We start from the raw sequence: 19,516 nt of genomic DNA, 5'->3' as shown, positions 1-19,516 counted from the left end.
GGGAGTAGGGTGCGCGCCCCATGTCGCCGGTCGTGGCCGAAGTCCTCCTGTATTCCTTCATCGTCGTGGTGAGCGCGCTGTCTGGCGCGAGCGTGGTCATCTTCAACGACCGCTCCACGCGGCTCGTGACGTTCCTGGCCTTCGCGGCGGGCGTGATGTTCGGCGCGGCCTTCTTCCACATGCTCCCGGAGGCGTACGAAGGCGGGGGCTGGTGGGCCTTCGCGCTGGTTCCCATGGGGTTCCTCTTCGTGCTGGTGCTGGAGCGCTACCTGCTCGCCCACGCGTGCGAGGAGCCGCCGGACTGCGCTGAACACGTGCACGGCCACGCGCTGGGCCTCAGCGCGTTCCTGGGGCTGTCCACGCACACGCTCTTCGACGGCATCGCGCTGGGCTCCTCCGTGAAGGAGGGCGTGGGCGCCATGGCGCTCCTGGCCATCACCGCGCACAAGGTGCCCTCGTCGCTGTCGCTCGCGTCCATCCTCCAGGCGGAGGGCAAGAAGCGCGGCACCATCCTGGCGTACACCGCGCTGTACGGCCTGATGGTGCCGGTGGGCGCGGTGCTCTACTTCGGCTTCGACGCGGTGCTGCGCTTCGAGTCCCTGGCGCCCAAGGCGCTGGCCTTCTCCGCGGGCACCTTCCTCTACATCGCCGTGTCGGACCTGCTGCCGCACGTGAACAAGCACGGCAGGGACAAGCCCGGACGCAACCTGGTGGCATTGGCAGCCGGGTTGCTGGTGATGTTCGTGCTCGCGCGGGTCCTGGGACACACGGAGCACTGAAGGCGCCATGGAACGACGCAAGGACTGGTACGAGCACCCGGAGTACTACGAGGCCATCTTCGGCACCGACACCGTGCGCGAGGCGGACTTCCTCCAGGCGTTGAGCCAGCGCTACGGCACGGGGGGCAACCAGTGGCTGGAGCCCGCGTGCGGCGCGGGGCGGCTGGTGGCGGAGGCCGCGGGGCGGGGCCTGCGCGTCGCGGGCTATGACCTGTCGGAGGCCATGCTCGCCCACGCGCGCAAGCGGCTCACCCCCGCCGAGCGCCGCCGCGTGAAGCTGTCGCAGGCGCGCATGGAGGACTTCTTCGACCCGGCGTTGGAGGGCCGCGTGGACCTGGCCCACACGCTGGTGTCCACCTTCCGCTACCTGGACAGCGAGAAGGCCGCGGTGGAGCACCTGTCCGGCACCCGCCGCCTGCTCAAGCCGGACGGCATCTACGTGCTGGGCTTCCACCTCACCGACTACGCGCGCTCCGGCCCCGAGCACGAGCGCTGGGTGGGGCAGGTGGGGCGCGACAAGGTCGTCTGCAACACGCACGAGGGCCTGCCGGAGAAGCAGCTGCGCCGCTCGCCCATGCGCAACCGCCTGCGCGTCACCGGACCCGGCAAGGACTGGCTCATCGAGACGACGTGGCACTTCCGCACCTACGACGAAGCCCAGGTGAAGCGCCTGTTCCGCAAGTCCGGCCTGCGCGTCGCCGCCACCTTCGACTTCGACTACGACCTGGAGGCGCCCGTGGGTCGCGGCAGTCCGCGCCTGGACCGCGTGTTCATCCTGAAGCCGGACGTGGGCGCCGCTCCCTGAAGCACGCGCTGACCGGTATGGAATGACCCCAGGTGCTCCCGCTAAGCGGGACACCGAGGGGCGCGTCAGGCCTTGGGGCTCAAACGGTGCCGGGGTTGCGTTCCATCAGGACGCGCCTGCGTTCCATCAGGACGCAGTGGAAGAGGGCCGCTGTGGAGAAGCCGCTGGAATCACAGGGCTTTGTTCCTGGCACGACATCCGCAAAGCGTCCCGCCCATACGCCGGCAACGGTGTGTACCGCATCCAGATGCTTCCGGAGCGCGGAAGGAGGGGCCGCTCCTTCCGCGCTCTCCATCTGGATCCGCACCTCCTCGTCATCTCCGATAGAGTCCGCGTCTGATTTCTGGACGGCTTCGCCGGTCGGCGGTGGCGTGGCTTCCGCACGGGAGGCGAGGGGATGCAAGACGAGTTGGCGCAGCTCATGGCTGCGCTCAGGGATTCCAGGGACTTCGAAACGGCGGCGGCCGCGACGTTGCGGCGGATGCTGACCGTGGCGGAAGCCGCGGTGGCGGCCAGCCGCTATGCGGGGCGGGCCCGGGTCCTGCGCGGCATCGTCCACCTGCGTCCCGGAGAGGCGTACCGGCGGCTGGCGGCGCTGGACGTGGGCGGCAAGGAGACCACGGACGCGGGCGTCGGGACGCCCTTCTTCACCTCCGCCACGGCCTGGCGCGCGGTGGTGGAGCACCGGTGCGCGGTGTCCATCGACGTGAACATCGGCACGGTGCAGCCGCACGCGCCGGACGCGCCGGTGACGGGGGACCCGGGGCTCGCGGGCTTCCACAGCAACGAAAGCAAGCAGCGCTTCCTGGGCCGCCACGCCACGCACGTGTGCGTGCTGCCCCTGCGCACGCCCGCGGGCATGGAGGGCATGATTTCGCTGGAGGCGGACTGCCTCGCCGCGATGGGCCAGGAGTTCGTCTGGCGCGACGCCGGGGACCTGCTCCAGCTGCTCACGGACATCGCCGCGCCGTACCTCACCGCGCTGCCGCAGCGGCCGGTGGCCACTCCGGAGGTGGACGAGTTCCTTCCCGTGGTGGGCCACTCCATGGCGGAGCTGCTCCCCATCCTCCGCGTGTTCGCGCTCCAGGACGAGACCATCCTCGTGAGCGGCGCCACCGGCGCGGGCAAGTCGCGCCTGGCGCGCTGGTGCCATGAGCGCTCCAACCGCCGGGGCAAGCCCTTCGAGACGCTGGACCTCGTCACCGTGCCGGAGGACCTCCAGATGGCGGAGCTCTTCGGCTGGAAGAAGGGGGCCTTCACCGGCGCGGTGCGCGACGCGCCGGGCGTGGTGGCCCGCTCGGACGGGGGCACGCTGTTCATCGACGAAATCGACAAGCTGTCGCTGAAGGCGCAGGCCGGCCTGCTGCACCTCTTGGAGTCGCGCAGCTATCGGCCGCTGGGCGAGGGCACCGGCGAGAAGCTCGCGGACGTGCGCTTCATCATCGGCACCAACGCGGACCTGCACGCGCAGGTGCGGGCCGGGCGCTTCCGCGAGGACCTGTACTACCGCGTGAACGTGCTGCCCGTGCGCATGCCGCCCCTGCAGGACCGCCAGGACGAGATCCCCCTCTGGGCCCGGTACATGGTGAACCGCCGCCACCGCGAGCGGATGCCGGAGGGCTCCGCTCGGCTGGCCTCGGAGGCGGAGCACCTGCTGACCACCAGCACCTGGCCGGGCAACCTGCGGCAGCTCGACAACATCGTGCGGCGCGCCTACACGCTGGCGATGGTGGAGCAGGCGGCCGGCGCGGGCGACCTCGTGCTGCAGGAGAAGCACGTGGCGCGCGCGCTGGACTACGAGCAGGCGCCGGGCGGCCGTCCCCTCCCCGAAGCGCTGCGGGCCGCGGCGCAGGCCTTCGTGGGCGAGGCGCGCAGGCGCGGGGCTCCGCTGGACCTGGACTGCGCGGACGGCTTCCGCGGACTGGTGCTGGGGCTGGCCATCCGCCAGGTGGGCCGCGACGAGGCCTTCCGCCTGCTGGGCCGCGAGAGCCTGGTGAAGAACCGCAACCACCACAAGGCGCTCAAGCGCGAGCTGGAGAAGGTGGACGTCCTCTACAAGGCGTTGGGCGAGGGGGGCTCGCCCTTCTCCGACCTGCTCGAGAACGAAGACGCCGAGTAGCCTCGCCGCCCCCGCGCCCCATCCGCTGGGGCGCGGAGCGTGGCGACCTCAGTGCACGTTGCTGCCGAGCAGCTCGTAGTTCTCGTCGCGCAGGCCCACCAGCACGCTGGAGCCGTTGTCCATCACGCGCAGCTCGCCGTAGCGCGCCTTCGCGAAGCGCTCCGCGTGGCCCTCCTGGAAGAAGAAGGCCTCCGCTCCCAGGCGCATCTGCGAGTTCCGGATGCGGAAGTGCAGCCGCACCTCGCCCGGGGCCAGCGGGGTGCCCGGCGTCTCGTAGCGGACGAACTCGCCCACGTTGTGCTCATTCAGGTGCAGCACGATGTTGCCGTCCTCCTGGGGTTCCTCGCGGCCTTCGCGCCAGCCCTGGTTGATGGCGTAGTCGAGCACCATGTAGTCGCCCTGGATGAGCGAGCGGGGATCGACCGGCGCCAGCCGCAGCAGCACCGGCTGGCCCTGGGCCAGCACGGTCTCCTTCTGCACGACGAGGAACGCGATGGCGAGCAGCACCACCGCCAGCCCTCCGAAGATGACGACGCCGCGTTTCATCGCGCCTCCGCGAGCACGGCGGGGTCCCGCCGCAGGACGAACTGCCGCACGCCCAGCAGCACCAGGCCTCCGCCCACGAGCGCGAGCGCCTTGGCCAGCAGCGTGAGCTGGAGGTCGTAGTAGTAGAACGACCCGAACGTCAGCAGGAAGGCCGCCGCGAGCCCCAGCATCACGCGGCTGCGGCGGTGGAAGCCGAGCGTCAGCATCAGCCCCGCCATCAGCACGCCAGGAGTGTGCAGCGTCATGACGGTGAGGAGCAAGAGCGCGCAGGCCGCCGGGACCCAGGCACGCTTGTCCCCCGCCAGTCCCTGCTCACGCAGCACCCGCCAGCCCGTCCCCAGCGCGAGCAGGGCCAGCACGAGGGAGATCCCCGCGCGCGGCACGAAGTCGCTGGCGAAGTGGAACAGGTAGCGGAAGCCCTGCTGGGCGCCCTCGATGCTGCGGAACAAGAGCCAGCCGGGCACCGCGCACGCGAGCGCGAAGGCGATGGGGCCCACGCGGGCCCCCAGCGGTCCGCGCCGGAGTTGAGGCTCGAAGAGGAGGAAGCCGCAGAGCGCCGTGGCGCCCACCAGCATCCACGCGTCCACGCCCACGCCCCCCAGGCCTTGGTACGCCAGGACCGCGCCCGACACGCAGATGCCCACCGTCGCCAGGAAGTAGAGGATGACATCGGGGAACGTGGCGAGCAGGGCGATTCCCATCAGCATTCCCGCCAACGCCAGGAGGTCCATGTCCAATTCCTTGATGCCCAGCCCTGAAAGGAACGCTCCGACGCCCGACAGGCACAGGGCCAGGGCGAGCTGCTCCATGAAGGGCCCGCGCGTGCCGCGGCGCAGGAACACCGACGCCACGGCCAACGCCAATCCCAGGCCGGTGAGCGCCGCCTCCTCCTTCCAAAGGCCCACGCAGGCGAAGAAGCTGAGCATGAAGGCGGCGGACAGCCATGCGCCCAGCCCGGCCAGCGCCTTCACGAACCAGGGGGACGCGCCCACGGTCTTCTGCCGGACCTCCAGGGCGGTGCGGGCGCGGGCGTCCACCTCCGCGCCCACGTGGCCCTCGGCCGTCAGGCCCTCCAGGACTTCGCGCATCGTCGGTCGCAGGGCCATGGTCAGGTCTCCTCCGAAACGCCCGTGGCCTGCGACTCATGGCGCAGCCAGTACACCGCCAGCCCCACCTCGCAGATGAGCAGCAGGGGCAGGAGGAAGAGGGTCAGCTCCTCGGCGCGGGTGACCTCGATGAGGAAGTAGCCCGCCGCCGTGGTGACGAGGATGATGGCGCACAGCGCGCCCACGGTGAGCAGGAACAGCTCGCCGTGCAGGTGCCGGTGCAGGGCGTAGATGGCGGCGAAGGCCCCCAGCAGCAGCAGCAGCGACAGGCCGGTGTCGAACGCGCGGTTGTACTGGCTGACGATGAACAGGATGGACATGCCCACGAGCGGCCCCATCGCCATCAGCGCGAGCACGCGCGGCATCCACCGCCCCTGGAGCCACGGCACCCGCCGGTTGGCGAAGTGCTCGTAGGTGGCCCACGCGAACCCGTTGAGCAGCCCGAGGATCAGCGCCAGGTTCGTGCCGCGCGACTCGAAGCCGTGCATGCGCTGGCCCCAGAAGAGGATGAGGCCGGTGTTGATGAGCACGAGCTGCAACAGCCACAGCGGCGTGAAGCGCGCGAGCGCCACCCACGGGAGGATGAGCACTCCCCAGCCGATGAACAGCTCATACGGGTCCGCGCCCGTCTGGTACGTCTGGCCGAAGACGGCGAGCAGCGGGCCCACGAGCACCGCCGCCGCGAGCAGCGAGAACTGCCCCGAGGGCCGCTCCCCCAGCCGCCACGCACCCACGGCCGCCCCGGTGATGCCCAGGGCCACGAGGCCCAGCTTCGCGAAGCGTCCCAGCTCCGCCCAGTTGAAGGCGAAGAAGTACACCACGCCCGCGAGCACCAGCAGCGCGCCCAGGGCCATCAGCGTCGTGGACAGGAACGCCCTCCACGCGGAGCGCGACGGCGTGGCGACCGCCAGGTGCAGCGCGCGCCCGTACGCGTCGGGGCTCAGGATTCTGGCGTCCACCAGCGCTTGCAACCGCTCTGGCGTCGCCTCCAGGTCTAGGAAGTCTCTCGGCACGGCGCAGGACTGTACCCGGTTCGGATGACGGCGGGGATGCCGGGCCCGCTCAGTCGCCGGTGCGCTCCGCGTCCAGGAAGGCCTTCAGCTCGGGGAGCACGCGCTCGGGGCGCTCGAGTTGCGGACTGTGTCCGCAGTTCACGCGCAGCACACGGGCCTGGGGCAGCCCGCGCGCGGCCTCGTCCGCCAGGGAGACAGGCAGCGTCTCATCCCGTTCACCCCAGATGAGCAGCACGGGGACCTTCACCTCGCCCAGCCGCTCGCGGCGGTGGAACACCGGGCCCGTCAGCGGCGCCAGCATGTTGAAGGCCCGCGCCGCCTCTGGCCTGCCGCCAGGGACGGCGAGCAGCTCATAGCCCAGCGCGCCCAGCTTCACTCCCAGCGGGGTGGGCGGCGGCGGCAGCATCCGCGCCATCGCCCAGGGCCCCAGGTTGCGCGCCAGCCGCTCCGGCCCCGCGTGGAAGAAGAGGCGCGAGGCCCGGGTCATCTCCGGCCCCAGCCCCATCGCGTCCACCAACACCAGCCGCTCCACCGGCACCGTCCCGCGAAGCGCCAGCTCCAGCGCCACCAGCCCGCCCAGGGAGTGACCGACCACCGCCACCGGCCCCGGCGCCACCAGCCCGAGCGCCTCCTCCACCGGGGCGGTGAAGAAGCGCGCCGCGTCCTCCGGGGAGCGCACGGCCAGGTCCGGGGCGGTGGACTGTCCGAAGCCGGGCAGGTCCAAGGCCAGCACCCGGTGGTGCCGGGCCAGCGCCGTCAGAGAGGGGAACGCGTGCGTCGCGCAGTGGCCGCGCCCATGGAGCCAGACCACGGTCGAACGCGCGCCCTCCGGGGGGCCTCCCTCGAGGATTCGCACCGCGCCCCCTCCGGGCAGCCAGTGCACCTGGGGCACCACGGCGGGGGCCAGCTGGGCCAGGAGGCCCGCCTCCACCGGGCCCACCGGGGGTGTGGCGCCCGGGGCCCCCGGGCGGCCGGCGGCGTCCCAGCGAGGGGGGAGGGGAGAGCGGCGGGGGGGAGGCGGGCGGGACATGGTGAGGATGACCCTTTACGGGACGGGGCGGCTTGACGGAATGTCCGGCCTACAGCGGTGTTGAGCCGGACGCCCGGGAACCCTAGGCTGCCCGCCGCCCAGGCCGACAGAGGGGACATGAACACCGACATCCGCGCGCTCACGGAGCGCGTGCAGCAGGAAAGCAGCTTCGTCGAGGTCCTCAACCAGGAGACCGGCAAGGTCATCGTCGGGCAGCGGTACATGCTCGAACGCATCCTCATTGGTCTCTTGTGCAACGGGCACGTCCTCCTGGAGGGCGTGCCTGGACTCGCCAAGACGCTCACGGTCCGGACCGTGGCGGACTCGCTCAGCGCCACCTTCATGCGCGTGCAGTTCACCCCGGACCTGCTGCCGGCGGACCTCGTCGGCACGATGATCTACAACCAGCAGACGGCCGCGTTCACCGTCCGCAAGGGGCCCATCTTCGCGAACATCGTCCTCGCGGACGAAATCAACCGCGCCCCCGCCAAGGTCCAGTCCGCCCTCCTGGAGGCCATGGCCGAGCGCCAGGTCACCATCGGCGACCAGACCTTCGGCCTGCCCTCGCCCTTCCTCGTGCTGGCCACCCAGAACCCCATCGAGCAGGAGGGCACCTACCCCCTGCCCGAGGCCCAGGTGGACCGCTTCATGCTCAAGGTGAAGGTGGGCTACCCGACCCGTGATGAGGAGAAGGTCATCATGGACCGGATGTCCGGCGGCTCCTCGCCCAAGGCCCAGCGGGTCATCGCGCTGGAGCACCTGGTGCGCGCGCGCGAGCTCGTCCACGCCATCTACATGGACGAGAAGGTGAAGGAGTACATCCTCAACGTGGTGTTCGCCACGAGAGAGCCCGCGCGGTACGGCCTCAAGGACCTGGCGGACTACATCCAGTTCGGCGCCTCGCCGCGCGCCACCATCGCGCTCGCGCAGGCGGCTCGCGCGCACGCGTTCCTGCGCCACCGCGGCTTCGTCACGCCGGAGGACGTGAAGGCCATCGCCTTCGACGTGCTCCGCCACCGCATCGCGATGACCTACGAGGCCGAGGCGGAGGAGCTCACCCAGGAGAAGATCATCCAGCGCGTCTTCGACCGCGTGGAAGTCCCCTGACCGCCCCCCGGTAAGAGCGCGCCCGTGCTGCCCAAGGACCTCATCCGCCGCATCCGCAAGCTGGAGATCCGCACCCGCAAGGTGGTCTCCGACATGCTGGCCGGCCAGTACCATTCGGTGTTCAAGGGCCGAGGCATGGCCTTCTCCGAGGTGCGGCAGTACCAGCCCGGGGATGAGATCCGCTTCATCGACTGGAACGTCACCGCGCGCATGAACGAGGCGTTCATCAAGGTCTTCACCGAGGAGCGCGAGCTCACGGTGATGCTCCTGGTGGACGTGTCCGCCTCCAACGAGTTCGGCTCGAAGGAGCGCACCAAGGCGGAGGTCGCCGCGGAGGTGGCCGCGCAGATCGCCTTCAGCGCCATCGCCAACAACGACCGCGTGGGGCTCATCCTCTTCTCGGACCGGGTGGAGAAGGTCGTCCCGCCGCGCAAGGGCCGCACGCACGTGCTGCGGCTGGTGAGCGACATCCTCACCTTCAAGCCGAAGGGCCGGGGGACGGACCTGGCGTCGGGGCTCACGTACCTGACGCAGGTGTCGAAGCGGAAGGCCGTGACCTTCCTCGTGTCGGACTTCATGGCGACGGGCTACGAGAAGCCGCTGCGGCTCGTGGGCCGCAGGCACGACCTGGTGCCGGTGGTCATCGAGGATCCGCTGGAGCAGGCGTTCCCGCGCCACGGGCTCGTGGAGATGGAGGACCCGGAGACAGGGGAGCGCTTCGTCGTGGACACCAGCTCTTCCACCGTGCGCGGGCGGTTCGCGCGCGCGATGCAGGTCCAGCGCGACGAGCGCCGCAAGCTGTTCAAGAAGCTGGAGCTGGACCACGTGGAGCTGCGCGCCGGAGACGACCACGGCAAGGCCCTGGCCAACTTCTTCCGCGCGCGGGCCCGGAGGATGGCGGCATGAGGCGCGCGCTCGTCCTCGCGGCCGTGCTCGGCTTCAGCGCGCCAGCGGTGTGGGCGCAGGCCCCGGCCCCGGCGAAGGCTCCGGCCGTCCTGGAGTCGGTGACGCCCACGGGGGCCTCCGCGCGCGTGGAGCCGGAGGAGGTGCGCATCGGCGAGCCGTTCACCTACCAGGTGACGCTCACCCACCCGAAGGACCAGCGCTACGAACTGGTGCCCCCCACGGGAGAGGGCGCCGTCGAGCTGCTCCAGCAGACGCGCCAGCGCCAGGACAACGCGAACGACGCCATCACGACGTTCGGCCTGCGCTTCTCCGCGTTCGAGCTGGGCGGCGTGCAGCTGCCCGACCTCACCTTCGACGTGGCGACGCCGGAGGGCCCCCGGCGCTTCGTGCTCAAGGGCAAGCCGGTGGAGGTGGTCTCCTCGCTGCCTCCGGACGCGAACGGGCAGGGCGCGGAGCTGTTCGACTACCAGCCGCCGCAGGAGGTGCCCATCCGGTCCTGGACGCTGCTCTACGCGCTGGCGGTGGCGCTGGCGGTGGGGCTCGCGGTCTGGGCGCTGGCGCGCTGGTGGCAGCGCCGCCCGAAGCGCGAGAAGGTCGTCCCGCTGCTGCCCCTGGACGTGCGCGTGCGCCAGTCGCTGGACGCGCTCAAGCGCGAGGACCTGCCGGGCCGGGGCCACGCGAAGGACTTCTACTTCCGCCTCTCCGAAATCGTGCGTGGCTACCTGGGCGAGCGCTACGGCTTCGAGGCCCTGGAGTGCACGTCGTCCGAACTGATGACGTCCCTGCGCAGGCTGCCCACGCCGGGCCTGCCCGAGGACGCGCTGATGCGCTTCGTCTCCGAGTCGGACATGGTGAAGTACGCCCGCGCCGACGCCTCCCCCGAGTCCTGCAATCAGGCGCTGGCCTTCGGCTACGACCTGCTGGCCCGGACGTACGTTCCTCCCGCTCCCCCCACGCCCGATGCTGCCTCCGGACCTCGCGTTCAATAACCCGGAGGTGCTCTGGGCCCTGCTCCTGGCGCCGCTGTTGCTGGGGCTCGCCTTCTGGGAGCGCAAGCGCCGTGCGACGCTGCGCTTCTCCGCCGCGCACGTCTTCGCGAAGGGCGGGCGCGGGCTGCGCACGTACCTGCTGCCCCTGTTGCCCGTCCTGCGCGCGGCGGCGGTGGTGGCGGCGGTGGTGGCCATCGCCCGGCCGCAGTCGCGCGACTCGCGCGTGCGCGACCTGTCGGTGGAGGGCATCGACATCGTGGTGGCGCTGGACCTGTCCACGTCCATGGAGGCGGGTGACTTCCGGCCGCAGAACCGCCTGAACGTGGCGAAGGAGGTGCTCGCGGACTTCATCACCGGCCGCGTGAACGACCGCCTGGGCCTGGTGGTGTTCTCCGGCGCCGCGTACACGCAGTCCCCGCTGACGCTGGACTACGGCGTGCTCAAGGAGGTGCTCAAGCAGCTGCGCACCCGCGTGCTGGAGGACGGCACGGCCATTGGCGACGCCATCGCCACGTCGCTCAACCGCCTGCGCGACTCGGACGCGAAGAGCCGGGTGGTGGTGTTGATCACCGACGGCGACAACAACGCCGGGAAGATCTCCCCGCTGGACGCGGCGAACATGGCCGCGTCGCTGCACATCCCCATCTACACCATCCTCGTGGGCAAGGGCGGCAAGGTGCCCTTCCCGCAGGGCACGGACCTGTTCGGCAACACCGTGTGGCGTGAGACGGAGATCCCCATCAACCCGGAGCTGATGCAGGACATCGCGGACCGCACCGGCGGCGAGTACTACCGCGCCACCGACCCGGAGGGACTCAAGCAGGGCCTTCAGAAGGTCCTGGACGCGCTGGAGCGCTCGAAGCTGATGGAGGGCGGGGCCAGCGCCACGTACAAGGAGAACTTCCACCCGTTCCTGCTCGTGGCCTTCGGGCTCGCCGCGCTGGAGCTGCTGCTGCGCGCCACCTTCCTGCGGGTGTTCCCATGATGCCCACGATGGAGGCATGGCGCTTCACGCTGCTGGGCTATCAGGTGGGGCTCGCGCAGCCGCTGTTCCTGGGCCTGCTCCTGGTGGGCCTGCTCTTGGGCCTGCTCGCGCTCATGAAGGCGCTGGGCCGGCGCACCCGGCTGTCCGCGCTCATCGCGGAGCGGCACGTGGCGGCGCTCGCGCCCGGCGTGTCCGTGTGGCGGCCCGCGGCGCAGGGCGGCCTGTACGGGCTGGGGCTGATGCTCTTCGGGCTGGCGCTCGCGCAGCCCCAGTGCGGCACGAAGAGCGAGCTGACGAAGCGCCGGGGCATCGACGTGGTGGTGGCGCTGGACGCGTCCAAGTCCATGCTCGCGCGCGACGTGCAGCCCAGCCGCCTGGACCGTGCGCGCCTGGAGCTCAACACGCTGTTGGACGAGCTGAAGGGCGACCGCGCCGGGCTGGTGGTGTTCGCCGGGGACGCGTTCGTGCAGTCGCCGCTCACGTCGGACTACTCGGCGGTGAAGCTGTTCCTGCGCGCGGTGGATCCGGACGTGATGCCCCAGGGGGGCACCAACGTGGGCGCGGCGCTGAAGCTGGCCAAGCAGGTGCTGGACAACGCGGACCGCGGCTCCAAGGAGCGCGTGGTGGTGCTGCTTTCGGACGGCGAGGACCTCACGGGCGAGGTGCGCGAAGCCACGGACGCGCTCAAGGACGCGCACATCCAGGTGCTCGCGGTGGGCGTGGGCTCCGACGCCGGTGAGCCCATTCCCGTCTACGACCGGCGCGGCGAGTTCGTGGACTACAAGAAGGACTCCACCGGAGAGACGGTCATCACCCGCCTGGACCGCGCGGGGCTCACGGCGATCGCGGACGCGACGGGCGGGGCTTTCTTCTACCAGCCCAACGGCGTGGCGATGAGCCAGGTGGTGGAGCGCATCGACCAATTGCAGAAGAGCGAGCTGGAGAGCCGCGTGACGGTTCGCTACGACGAGCGCTTCCAGATGTTCGCCATCCCTGGCCTGGCGCTGCTGGTGCTGGGCATGGCGCTCATCCCTTCGCGCCGGAGGGGCGCATGAGCGCGCGTTCGATGCGGCGGCGCGCGGCGCGCACGGTGGCGGTGGGGCTGGCGGGGCTGCTGGCGTTGCCGGGCCCCGCGTGGGCCGTGGGCCCCTTGGAGAAGGACCACCCGCTGGTGCAGCGCGGGCGCGAGTCCTACGCGGCGGGCCGCTACGAGGACGCGCTGCGCGACTTCGAGGCCGCGAAGAAGGAGCGGCCCAACGACCCGGCGGTGGAGTTCAACCGCGCGGACGCGCTCGCGAAGCTGGGCCGCACGGCCGAGGCGCGCGAGGCCTTCAAGCAGGTGGCGGAGTCCTCGCGCCAGCCCGACCTGGCGCAGAAGAGCTGGTACAACCTGGGCAACCTCGCGGCCACCTCTGGCGACCGCACGGAAGCGCTCAAGTCCTACCGCAAGGCGCTCACGCTGGACCCCACGGATCCGCAGGCCCGCCACAACTACGAGGTGGTGCTGCGTGACCTGCCGCCGCCCCAGAACGGGCCGGATGGCGGCACGGATGGAGGCCAGGACGGCGGCAGCGACGGTGGGCGTCCGGACGGCGGCGAGGACGGCGGAAAGAAGGACGACGGCGGCACGCCGCAGGACGCGGGCCAGGACGGTGGCGCGCCAGATGGCGGCGCCGACGGTGGCCAGGATGGCGGTGCACCGGATGGTGGCGCGGATGGCGGCGCGGACGGCGGTGGGGGTGATGCCGGGCCTGGCGATGGTGGGGCGGATGGCGGCTCCGATGCCGGGCAGCAGGATCCGAACCAGAAGGGCGACGGCGGGGCGGATGGCGGCACGGCCGACGGCGGCCAGGACGAGGGCGACGGCGACTCGCGCGATGGCGGCGCGGACGGCGGCAGCGAGGGCGAGGAAGAGAAGGAGTCGAACCCGCGCGACGGCGGCGTGTCACCGGGAGACGTCGACCGGCAGGAGGCCGAGCGCCTGCTGGATGCGATGAAGCAGAACGAGAAGAATCTCCAGCTCTGGCGTTTCCAGCAGCAGAAGAAGAAGCAGAGGAAGCCCAATGAGAAGGACTGGTAGCGGACGCACGGCGCTGCTCGCCGTGCTCGCCCTCCTGGCCACGGCGCCGGCGTGGGCGGCGGACATCGAGTTCTACCAGACGGTGGATCGCACCGAGGTGGGCACCGACGACACCTTCAAGCTCACCGTGGTGGTGGTGGACGCGCCGCCCAACGCCCAGGTGCGCATGCCCGAGTCCAACGACTTCGAGGTGCTGTCCTCGTCGCGAGGCAGCCAGCGCTCCATCTCGTTGTCCGGCGGCGGCCCGGCCGTCATCCAGGACATCACCCGCCACGAACTGCTCATGCGCCCGTTGCGCGCGGGCAAGCTCACGATTCCGCCCGCGACGCTCAGCGCGGGCGGACGCACGCTGCGCACGGACGCCGTGCAGCTCACCGTGCGCGAAGGCCGCGCGGGCAACGCGCCCCAGGCGCAGCAGGGGGGCCGGCCCGGGTTGCCGGATCCATTCCGCAACCTGCGCAACATGCCGGACCCCTTCAGGGATGACGACTCCGACGTGAGCGACGACGCGCCGGTGATTCCGCGCGGGGACTCGGACCTGTTCCTGCGCGCGAGCCTGGACCGCGACGACCTCTATGTCGGTGAGCAGGCCACGCTGTCGCTGTACATCTATTCGCGCGTGGACCTGTCCAGCGTGGACGCCGTCACCATGCCCAAGCTGGAGGGCTTCTGGACGGAAGAGGTGGAGAGCCCCACGCAGCTGACGGGCGAGCAGAAGGTGGTGGACGGCATCCCGTACCGCGCCTACCTGCTGCGCCGCCGCGCGCTGTTCCCGGTGAAGTCCGGCACGCTGGCCATCACCCCGGCGGAAGCGGACATCACCACGGGCTTCCTCTTCGCGGGCCACCGCGTGCACCGCGTCTCCAACGGCCTGAAGGTGAAGGTGCGGCCCCTGCCGTCCGGCGCGCCCGCGAACATGTCCAACGCGAACGTGGGCGCGTGGCGCATGTCACTGGACGTATCGCAGACCCGCGTGGAGCTGGGACAGCCCATCACGGTGAAGGTCATCCTGGAGGGCGTGGGCAACGTGAAGAACGTCACCCCGCCGAAGCTCACCGGCCCCGCCGCGCTGAAAATCTATGAGCCCACCACGACGGACCGGCTCACGCCCAACCGCAACCGCATCCAGGGCCGCCGCGTGGTGGAGTACCTGGTGATGCCGCAGCGCACGGGCACCTTCACGCTGCCAGAGCTGCGCTTCCCGTACTTCGACCCCAACCGCCGCCAGTACGACGTGGCGCGCACCGACCCCATCACGCTCACCGTGGAGGCGGGCGCGGGCGGGGTGTCGTCCCTGCCTTCGACGATGACCCCCTCGCAGATGGTGGACGCGGCCAACGAGCAGAAGAACGTGCTGACCGCGGGAGGTCTGCGCCCGGTGCGCTACCAGGCCCACTTCGTGGGGCCGTCGCAGCCGGTGTGGATGCGGCCCTTCTTCCTCGCGGGCGTGCTGGCCCCGTTGGGGCTGCTCGTGGGCGTGGCGTTCGTCGGCGGCATGCGTGGCCGGCTGGCCACCCGCTCCGAGGCGGGCCGGGGCCGTCAGCAGGCGAAGGCCGCGCGCAAGCGGCTGGCGGAGGCGGAGAAGCTCAAGGCGGGCTCGGACGCGGGGGCCTTCTACGTGGAGGTGGAGAAGGCGATGGTGGGCTTCCTGGAGGCGCAGCTGGGCTTCCCCGTGGGCGGCCTGACGCGCGAGGCGCTTGGGGAGAGGCTGGCGGCGGCGGGCGTGGACGCGGAGCGGCGCGCGCGCGTGCTCTTCGTGCTGGAGGCGTGCGACCTGGGTCGCTACGGCGGTGGGGTGGAGCCGGGGGAGCGCCGCAAGGTGCTGGCGACCGCGGCGGCGGTGATGGAAGGCTGGTCCGCATGAGCGACGCGGCGACGCAGGGCTACTACACCGCCGAGGAAGCGGAGGCCGTCTTCCAGCAGGCCAACGACGCGTACGGGCGCGAGGACTACGCCACCGCGCAGGGCCACTACGAGAAGCTCCTCGCCCACGGCTTCGGCGGGCCGGACGTGCTCTACAACCTGGGCACCACGCACCTGGCCCGGGGCGACCTGGGCCGCGCGGTGCTGGCCCTGGAGCAGGCCCGGAAGCAGGGCGGCCGTTCCTCGGACCTGGAGGCCAACCTGGCCCTGGCGCGGGCGCGGCAGGTGGACAAGGTGGTGGGCTCCACCGCGGACGAGGCCTTCCTTCCCCGGCTGGCGGCCGCGACGGACGGCGCGGCGGTGGCCTGGGTGTTCTTCGTCGCGTGGCTCGTGGGCTTCGCGCTGCTGCTCCTGCGGCGCGTCTTCCCCGCCATGCGCCGCACCGGGGTGGTGGTGCTGATGGCGCTGTGCCTCACGGCGGCGGTGCCCGCGGCGCTCCTGCTGGGGGCGCACATCTGGGTTCACGAGAACGTGCACGAGGCGGTGGTGCTGTCCCCCACGCTGGTGGCGCGGGAGCTGCCTCGCTCGGAAGGGCGCTCGCTCTTCGAGGTACACGCCGGCCTGAAGGTGCAGCTGCTGGAGGAGACGGGGAAGTACGTGCGCATCCGTCTGCCCAATGGCCTGGAGGGCTGGGCCGAGCGCGACGGCGTCGCCGAAATCTAGGCGGGGCCGGAGCGACCCCAGCCGCCAGGGAAACCGGCCGTGGCTCGCTTTCGTACAGAGGGGGACCGGGCGTTGTCGCTTCGCTGGACGTCGCCGGGCCAATGGCCTACGAGAGGCCCCCGAGGAATCATGGCTGGCAACGCCCAGGCGCCGTTCCACATCCTGCTCGTCGAGGACGAGCCCGTCATCCGCGAGCTGGTGCGCTCCATGCTGAGCGACGGCGCGGTGGACGTGGTGTGCGCGGCCAATGGCCTGGAGGGCCTGAAGCTGGCCCGCGGCGGCGCCTTCCAGCTCATCCTGATGGACGTGGTGCTGCCGCAGCTGGACGGCATCTCCGTGTGTCGCATCTTGAAGAGCGACCCCGTCACCGCGGGGGTGCCGCTCTACATGCTCACCGCGAAGGCGAAGAAGGCCGACGTGGAGAGCGCGACGCAGGCGGGCGCGGATGGCTACATCCACAAGCCGTTCCGAGGCGCTGAGCTGATGGACCTGGTGGAGCGGCTGCGCGCGGCCCGGACGGCCGCGGACTGACGCCTACGGCAGGTGCGGATGGAGGAAGCGGGCCAGGGCGATGAGGTCGTCCCAGTCCAGCTCGCCGAACTCCAGCGCGACGCCGTCCACTTCCCGGCGGCGGATGGCGCACATGGTGACGAGCTCCCGGTCCCCTGGCAGCGGCAGGGCGATGGTGAGCGCGCGCTGCGTGTCGGCCGGGTGGGCCTGGAGGAACAGGCCGTTCATGGAGATGTCGCGGGCCTGCGCGTGCACGGTGCGGCCCGACAGAAGCACCTTGACCTGGAGCCGGGCTTCCACGCGCGGGTGGTAGCGCTCGGTCGTACGGGGTCCGTTGGAGGGGGTCATCATCGGATTGCTCGCCTTTGGGTGCGACAGGACGCGACAACTGTGAAGCAGGTTGGCGCGGAGGCAAGTTTTCGGGCCGCCGTCCGCCGTCCCGCGCCGTGGACCTGGAGCCGTCCTGGCGGAGACGTCTGGGATGGGCGCACGGAGGCACGTCCCAGTTCTTTCAAGCGGTTGGGTCCTGGCACGGACGGTGGAAGGCAACCCCGGTGAATCCCTGCCGGAGGCACCTCGTGGAGCAAGACCGCCGCATCCCCTCGTTGAGCATCGCCCCGTCCGTCGCGCGTCAGACGCCCCAGACGGACTTCGGCCCCACGTTCGCGCGAGCGGCGCGCGAGGTGGTGCGCACGGGCGCGGGCCTCGTGGGCGGCATGCTGCCTTCGGGGCCCATCTCCAGCGCGGTGGTGTCCACCCTGCGCGGCACGGTGTCCGCGGCGGTGCCCGCTGAAGCAGCGACGTCGGTGTCCGCGGCGGGAGGGCTCTCCTCGGTGGGCAGCGCCGCGACGGTGTCTTCGCGCGCGAGCAGCGCGGGAGCGACGGGGACCTCGGCGACGGGACAGGGCGATGCGTGGGACCTGCTGGAGGCGCAGAAGGTGATGGCCGCGGATGGCCAGAAGTTCAACATGGCCTACCTCGCGCTCCAGAACGAGATGCAGAAGGAGAGCCGCGAGCACAACGCCATCTCCAACATCATGAAGGTCCGCCACGACTCGGCGAAGGCCGCCATCAACAACATCCGCTGAGGCGCGTTCGCGATGGCCATCGACAAGTTGGGAGCCGTGGGAGGAGCGGGCCCTTCGCCCGCGCTGGAGTCCGGGAGGGAGTCGTTCAGCAAGGTTCTGGACGGGGTGCGCGCTCCTGCGTCGCGCCCCGTACCGGTGACGACGGAGGGGCCGCCAAAGCCGGTGCGCACCCCCACCGAGGCCGCCGCGGGCTCCTCGCGCGCGGAGGGCGTGGAGCGGGCGAAGGCGGGCTGCGCGGAGGTCGCGCCGGGCGCCCGGGTGGATTCGGTCCAGGCGGCGAGGAGCCAGCAGGCCGTGGAGGTCTTGGACCGGGTGGGGCAGGCGCAGCAGCGGCTGGACCACATCCTGAAGCTCGCGGAGTCCGGCCGCACGTTCAGCCCCACGGAGTTGCTTGCGCTCCAGGCGCACGTCTACCGCGCCAGCCAGGAGCTCGATCTCGCCGGCAAGGTCGTCGAGAAGGCCACCGGCGGCGTCAAGCAGGTCCTCCAGACCCAGGTGTGAGGAGTCCTTCCTTCCATGCGATCCGCTCCCCTTCGTTGTCTCTTCTTCCTCTTGCTCCTGGGCACACCGGCGTGCCGGGAGCGCATCCAGCACGGCCTCGACGAGCGTCAGGCCAACGAGCTGCAGACGGTGCTCGTCGAGCGGGGGCTCGATGCGCGCAAGGTGCCCGAGCCGGGCAAGAAACCCACCTGGGCCATCGAGGTGGCGGACGCGCAGTCCTCCGACGCGGTGCGCATCCTGGCGGAGCTGGGGCTGCCCCGGGCCGCCGTGGAGACGGGCTGCGATGTGTTTGGTGGCAGTGGCCTCGTGCGCTCCCCGCTGGAGGAGCAGGTCTGCCGCGTCCGGGGAATGGAGCGGGAGCTGGAGAAGACGCTCCAGACGGTGGACGGCGTGCTGCTGGCGCGCGTGCACCTGGTGGTGCCACCCCCACCGAGGCCAGGGCAGGCTCCCATGCCGTCGAAGGCCTCGGCCATGCTGCGCGCGGTCCCTGGCGGCGCGGAGCGCGTGCGCAAATCGGCGGACACGCTGCGCGAGCTCATCGCGGGGGGCGTGGAGGGGCTGTCACCCGAAGCGGTGTCGCTGCGGGTGGACGAGGTGACCACGCGAGTGGCGGCGCCGTCGCCCCAAGGCGGGGCGGTGCCGTTTCGGATGCGGGTGTTGCTCGCGCTGTTGGGCGTGTTGGTCACGGGGCTGTCCGGCGCGCTCGTCTGGGTGATGCTGCGATGGCGGCAAGACCGGCTCCTGGCGGAGAAACCCCCGGCGGTGCCCCCTGCTCCGCCAACGCCCGCGCGACCGGTGGTGACGCCGAGCGCTCCGCGCAAGCTGGCCTGAGCGCGCGATGGGTTCCATGGAAGCCACACGTGTGGGCCGGGCGATCCGCATGGCCCGGAAGCTCCTGCCCGCGCGCAAGGAGCCACCCCGGTCCACGGCGATGGAGGTCACGCTGCCCGCGTTGTCCTTGCCCCTGGAGCGGATCGCGCTGGTTCTCTGCGTCCTCGCGAAGGGGCGCGGCCCGGAATTGCTGGAGGGATTGGTGGAGGCCGAAGCGGGAAGGGCGCTGCGCCATCTGGAGCGGTTCGCCGCCATGCCCTCCGCGCAGCGACAGGCGAAGGTCGCGGTGGAGTTCGGCGAGCGCGCGGACGCCGCGAGTCGGCTGGCCCTCTTCCTGGACGCGGCGCCCGAGGTGCTCCGCCGGGAGGTCTTCCGCGGGCTTCCGCCGTATCACCGGAGCCGGTTCCCCCAGTTGGAAGGACCCGCATCGCCTTCCCACGCCTCGCCGGTCCTGACCGCTCTGGCGGAGCGGCGCATCCGCGAGGCCACGCGCTGAGCGGAGCTGCTCGGGCGGCCCCATCCCGACGCGGAAACA

At 71.4% G+C, this 19,516-nt stretch carries 21 protein-coding genes; 16 read left to right on the top strand and 5 right to left on the bottom strand.

Going from position 1 to position 19,516, the window contains the following annotated elements; genetic code table 11:
- Nucleotides 1-20: 20 nt before the first annotated feature.
- From FOF48_RS08940 to FOF48_RS08930, 3 genes are all read left to right on the top strand, one after another.
- Nucleotides 21-779 (top strand): ZIP family metal transporter, encoded by a 759-nt coding sequence (locus tag FOF48_RS08940; RefSeq protein ID WP_143899946.1) that lies wholly within the window; start codon nt 21-23, stop codon nt 777-779.
- A gap of 7 nt (nt 780-786) precedes the next feature.
- Nucleotides 787-1,584: a bifunctional 2-polyprenyl-6-hydroxyphenol methylase/3-demethylubiquinol 3-O-methyltransferase UbiG gene (locus tag FOF48_RS08935; RefSeq protein ID WP_143899944.1), complete on the top strand. Its 798-nt coding sequence runs from the start codon at nt 787-789 to the stop codon at nt 1,582-1,584.
- Nucleotides 1,585-1,981: 397 nt separating this feature from the next.
- Entirely contained in the window at nt 1,982-3,703 is a 1,722-nt protein-coding gene (locus FOF48_RS08930; RefSeq protein ID WP_143899942.1) for a sigma-54 dependent transcriptional regulator, read from the top strand.
- 48 nt (nt 3,704-3,751) lie between these two features.
- Here FOF48_RS08930 and FOF48_RS08925 read toward each other — a convergent pair whose 3' ends face one another.
- From FOF48_RS08925 to FOF48_RS08910, 4 genes are read right to left on the bottom strand one after another with little or no spacing between them, the layout of a single operon-like run.
- Nucleotides 3,752-4,249 (bottom strand): GDYXXLXY domain-containing protein, encoded by a 498-nt coding sequence (locus FOF48_RS08925; RefSeq protein WP_143899940.1) that lies wholly within the window; start codon nt 4,247-4,249, stop codon nt 3,752-3,754.
- Nucleotides 4,246-5,355 carry a DUF4401 domain-containing protein gene (locus tag FOF48_RS08920; protein WP_143899939.1) on the bottom strand — a complete coding sequence of 370 codons (1,110 nt, stop codon included), beginning with the start codon at nt 5,353-5,355 and terminating at the stop codon, nt 4,246-4,248. The genes FOF48_RS08925 and FOF48_RS08920 overlap by 4 nt, the downstream gene beginning before the upstream one ends.
- Nucleotides 5,356-5,357: 2 nt before the next feature.
- A complete protein-coding gene (locus tag FOF48_RS08915; protein ID WP_143899937.1) occupies nt 5,358-6,368 on the bottom strand; it encodes a DUF2157 domain-containing protein in 1,011 nt (336 codons plus the stop codon).
- 49 nt (nt 6,369-6,417) lie between these two features.
- Nucleotides 6,418-7,398 carry an alpha/beta fold hydrolase gene (locus tag FOF48_RS08910; RefSeq protein WP_255442018.1) on the bottom strand — a complete coding sequence of 327 codons (981 nt, stop codon included), beginning with the start codon at nt 7,396-7,398 and terminating at the stop codon, nt 6,418-6,420.
- A 117-nt stretch (nt 7,399-7,515) separates the two neighbouring features.
- Here FOF48_RS08910 and FOF48_RS08905 point away from each other — a divergent pair, with 117 nt between their 5' ends.
- The 9 genes from FOF48_RS08905 (at nt 7,516) to FOF48_RS08865 (ending at nt 16,582) form a co-directional block, all read left to right on the top strand.
- Entirely contained in the window at nt 7,516-8,505 is a 990-nt protein-coding gene (locus FOF48_RS08905) for a MoxR family ATPase (RefSeq protein WP_143899935.1), read from the top strand.
- A gap of 24 nt (nt 8,506-8,529) precedes the next feature.
- The gene (locus tag FOF48_RS08900; protein WP_143899933.1) at nt 8,530-9,411 is read left to right on the top strand and encodes a DUF58 domain-containing protein; all 882 of its coding nucleotides are present in this window, start codon (nt 8,530-8,532) and stop codon (nt 9,409-9,411) included.
- Nucleotides 9,408-10,400, top strand: coding sequence for a hypothetical protein (locus FOF48_RS08895; protein WP_143899931.1), 993 nt, complete (start codon nt 9,408-9,410; stop codon nt 10,398-10,400). Before FOF48_RS08900 ends, FOF48_RS08895 begins: the two co-directional genes overlap by 4 nt.
- Nucleotides 10,375-11,385 carry a VWA domain-containing protein gene (locus tag FOF48_RS08890; protein WP_143900519.1) on the top strand — a complete coding sequence of 337 codons (1,011 nt, stop codon included), beginning with the start codon at nt 10,375-10,377 and terminating at the stop codon, nt 11,383-11,385. Before FOF48_RS08895 ends, FOF48_RS08890 begins: the two co-directional genes overlap by 26 nt.
- Complete coding sequence (locus FOF48_RS08885; RefSeq protein WP_143900517.1) at nt 11,385-12,440, top strand: VWA domain-containing protein; 1,056 nt, start codon at nt 11,385-11,387, stop codon at nt 12,438-12,440. The genes FOF48_RS08890 and FOF48_RS08885 overlap by 1 nt, the downstream gene beginning before the upstream one ends.
- Complete coding sequence (locus tag FOF48_RS08880) at nt 12,437-13,465, top strand: tetratricopeptide repeat protein (RefSeq protein ID WP_143899929.1); 1,029 nt, start codon at nt 12,437-12,439, stop codon at nt 13,463-13,465. Before FOF48_RS08885 ends, FOF48_RS08880 begins: the two co-directional genes overlap by 4 nt.
- Nucleotides 13,449-15,329: a BatD family protein gene (locus tag FOF48_RS08875; protein ID WP_143899927.1), complete on the top strand. Its 1,881-nt coding sequence runs from the start codon at nt 13,449-13,451 to the stop codon at nt 15,327-15,329. The genes FOF48_RS08880 and FOF48_RS08875 overlap by 17 nt, the downstream gene beginning before the upstream one ends.
- Nucleotides 15,326-16,051, top strand: a complete 726-nt coding sequence (locus FOF48_RS08870) for an SH3 domain-containing protein (protein WP_143899925.1) — start codon at nt 15,326-15,328, stop codon at nt 16,049-16,051. Before FOF48_RS08875 ends, FOF48_RS08870 begins: the two co-directional genes overlap by 4 nt.
- Before the next feature lie 129 nt (nt 16,052-16,180).
- Nucleotides 16,181-16,582: a response regulator gene (locus tag FOF48_RS08865; RefSeq protein ID WP_143899923.1), complete on the top strand. Its 402-nt coding sequence runs from the start codon at nt 16,181-16,183 to the stop codon at nt 16,580-16,582.
- A gap of 3 nt (nt 16,583-16,585) precedes the next feature.
- On the opposite strand, the gene FOF48_RS08860 is transcribed toward FOF48_RS08865, so the two are convergent.
- Nucleotides 16,586-16,912, bottom strand: a complete 327-nt coding sequence (locus FOF48_RS08860) for a PilZ domain-containing protein (protein ID WP_143899921.1) — start codon at nt 16,910-16,912, stop codon at nt 16,586-16,588.
- A 227-nt stretch (nt 16,913-17,139) separates the two neighbouring features.
- Between FOF48_RS08860 and FOF48_RS08855 the strand changes: the two genes are divergently transcribed.
- Genes FOF48_RS08855 through FOF48_RS08840 form a run of 4 tightly spaced genes read left to right on the top strand, consistent with a single transcriptional unit; the run spans nt 17,140 to nt 19,477 of the window.
- Complete coding sequence (locus FOF48_RS08855) at nt 17,140-17,649, top strand: hypothetical protein (RefSeq protein WP_143899919.1); 510 nt, start codon at nt 17,140-17,142, stop codon at nt 17,647-17,649.
- Nucleotides 17,650-17,661: 12 nt separating this feature from the next.
- A complete protein-coding gene (locus tag FOF48_RS08850; RefSeq protein WP_143899917.1) occupies nt 17,662-18,150 on the top strand; it encodes an ATP-dependent helicase HrpB in 489 nt (162 codons plus the stop codon).
- 15 nt (nt 18,151-18,165) lie between these two features.
- A complete protein-coding gene (locus tag FOF48_RS08845; RefSeq protein WP_143899915.1) occupies nt 18,166-18,981 on the top strand; it encodes a flagellar M-ring protein FliF in 816 nt (271 codons plus the stop codon).
- 16 nt (nt 18,982-18,997) lie between these two features.
- On the top strand, nt 18,998-19,477 hold the full coding sequence (locus FOF48_RS08840) for a hypothetical protein (RefSeq protein ID WP_143899913.1): 480 nt from the start codon (nt 18,998-19,000) through the stop codon (nt 19,475-19,477).
- The last annotated feature ends 39 nt before the right edge of the window (nt 19,478-19,516 follow it).

The organism is Corallococcus sp. Z5C101001 (assembly GCF_007352635.1).
GTDB classification, from domain to species: Bacteria; Myxococcota; Myxococcia; order Myxococcales; family Myxococcaceae; genus Corallococcus; species Corallococcus silvisoli.
This window is presented reverse-complemented; position numbering and strand designations above follow the sequence as displayed.

Bases quoted from the DNA above. Each gene is read 5' to 3' on its own strand.
- FOF48_RS08920 (WP_143899939.1), bottom strand. From the start codon at position 5,355: ATGGCCCTGCGACCGACGATGCGCGAAGTCCTGGAGGGCCTGACGGCC.
- FOF48_RS08895 (WP_143899931.1), top strand. From the start codon at position 9,408: ATGAGGCGCGCGCTCGTCCTCGCGGCCGTGCTCGGCTTCAGCGCGCCA.
- FOF48_RS08875 (WP_143899927.1), top strand. From the start codon at position 13,449: ATGAGAAGGACTGGTAGCGGACGCACGGCGCTGCTCGCCGTGCTCGCC.
- FOF48_RS08865 (WP_143899923.1), top strand. From the start codon at position 16,181: ATGGCTGGCAACGCCCAGGCGCCGTTCCACATCCTGCTCGTCGAGGAC.
- FOF48_RS08935 (WP_143899944.1), top strand. From the start codon at position 787: ATGGAACGACGCAAGGACTGGTACGAGCACCCGGAGTACTACGAGGCC.
- FOF48_RS08930 (WP_143899942.1), top strand. From the start codon at position 1,982: ATGCAAGACGAGTTGGCGCAGCTCATGGCTGCGCTCAGGGATTCCAGG.
- FOF48_RS08850 (WP_143899917.1), top strand. From the start codon at position 17,662: ATGGCCATCGACAAGTTGGGAGCCGTGGGAGGAGCGGGCCCTTCGCCC.
- FOF48_RS08885 (WP_143900517.1), top strand. From the start codon at position 11,385: ATGCCCACGATGGAGGCATGGCGCTTCACGCTGCTGGGCTATCAGGTG.
- FOF48_RS08840 (WP_143899913.1), top strand. From the start codon at position 18,998: ATGGAAGCCACACGTGTGGGCCGGGCGATCCGCATGGCCCGGAAGCTC.
- FOF48_RS08870 (WP_143899925.1), top strand. From the start codon at position 15,326: ATGAGCGACGCGGCGACGCAGGGCTACTACACCGCCGAGGAAGCGGAG.
- FOF48_RS08925 (WP_143899940.1), bottom strand. From the start codon at position 4,249: ATGAAACGCGGCGTCGTCATCTTCGGAGGGCTGGCGGTGGTGCTGCTC.
- FOF48_RS08910 (WP_255442018.1), bottom strand. From the start codon at position 7,398: ATGTCCCGCCCGCCTCCCCCCCGCCGCTCTCCCCTCCCCCCTCGCTGG.
- FOF48_RS08905 (WP_143899935.1), top strand. From the start codon at position 7,516: ATGAACACCGACATCCGCGCGCTCACGGAGCGCGTGCAGCAGGAAAGC.
- FOF48_RS08860 (WP_143899921.1), bottom strand. From the start codon at position 16,912: ATGATGACCCCCTCCAACGGACCCCGTACGACCGAGCGCTACCACCCG.
- FOF48_RS08880 (WP_143899929.1), top strand. From the start codon at position 12,437: ATGAGCGCGCGTTCGATGCGGCGGCGCGCGGCGCGCACGGTGGCGGTG.
- FOF48_RS08845 (WP_143899915.1), top strand. From the start codon at position 18,166: ATGCGATCCGCTCCCCTTCGTTGTCTCTTCTTCCTCTTGCTCCTGGGC.
- FOF48_RS08940 (WP_143899946.1), top strand. From the start codon at position 21: ATGTCGCCGGTCGTGGCCGAAGTCCTCCTGTATTCCTTCATCGTCGTG.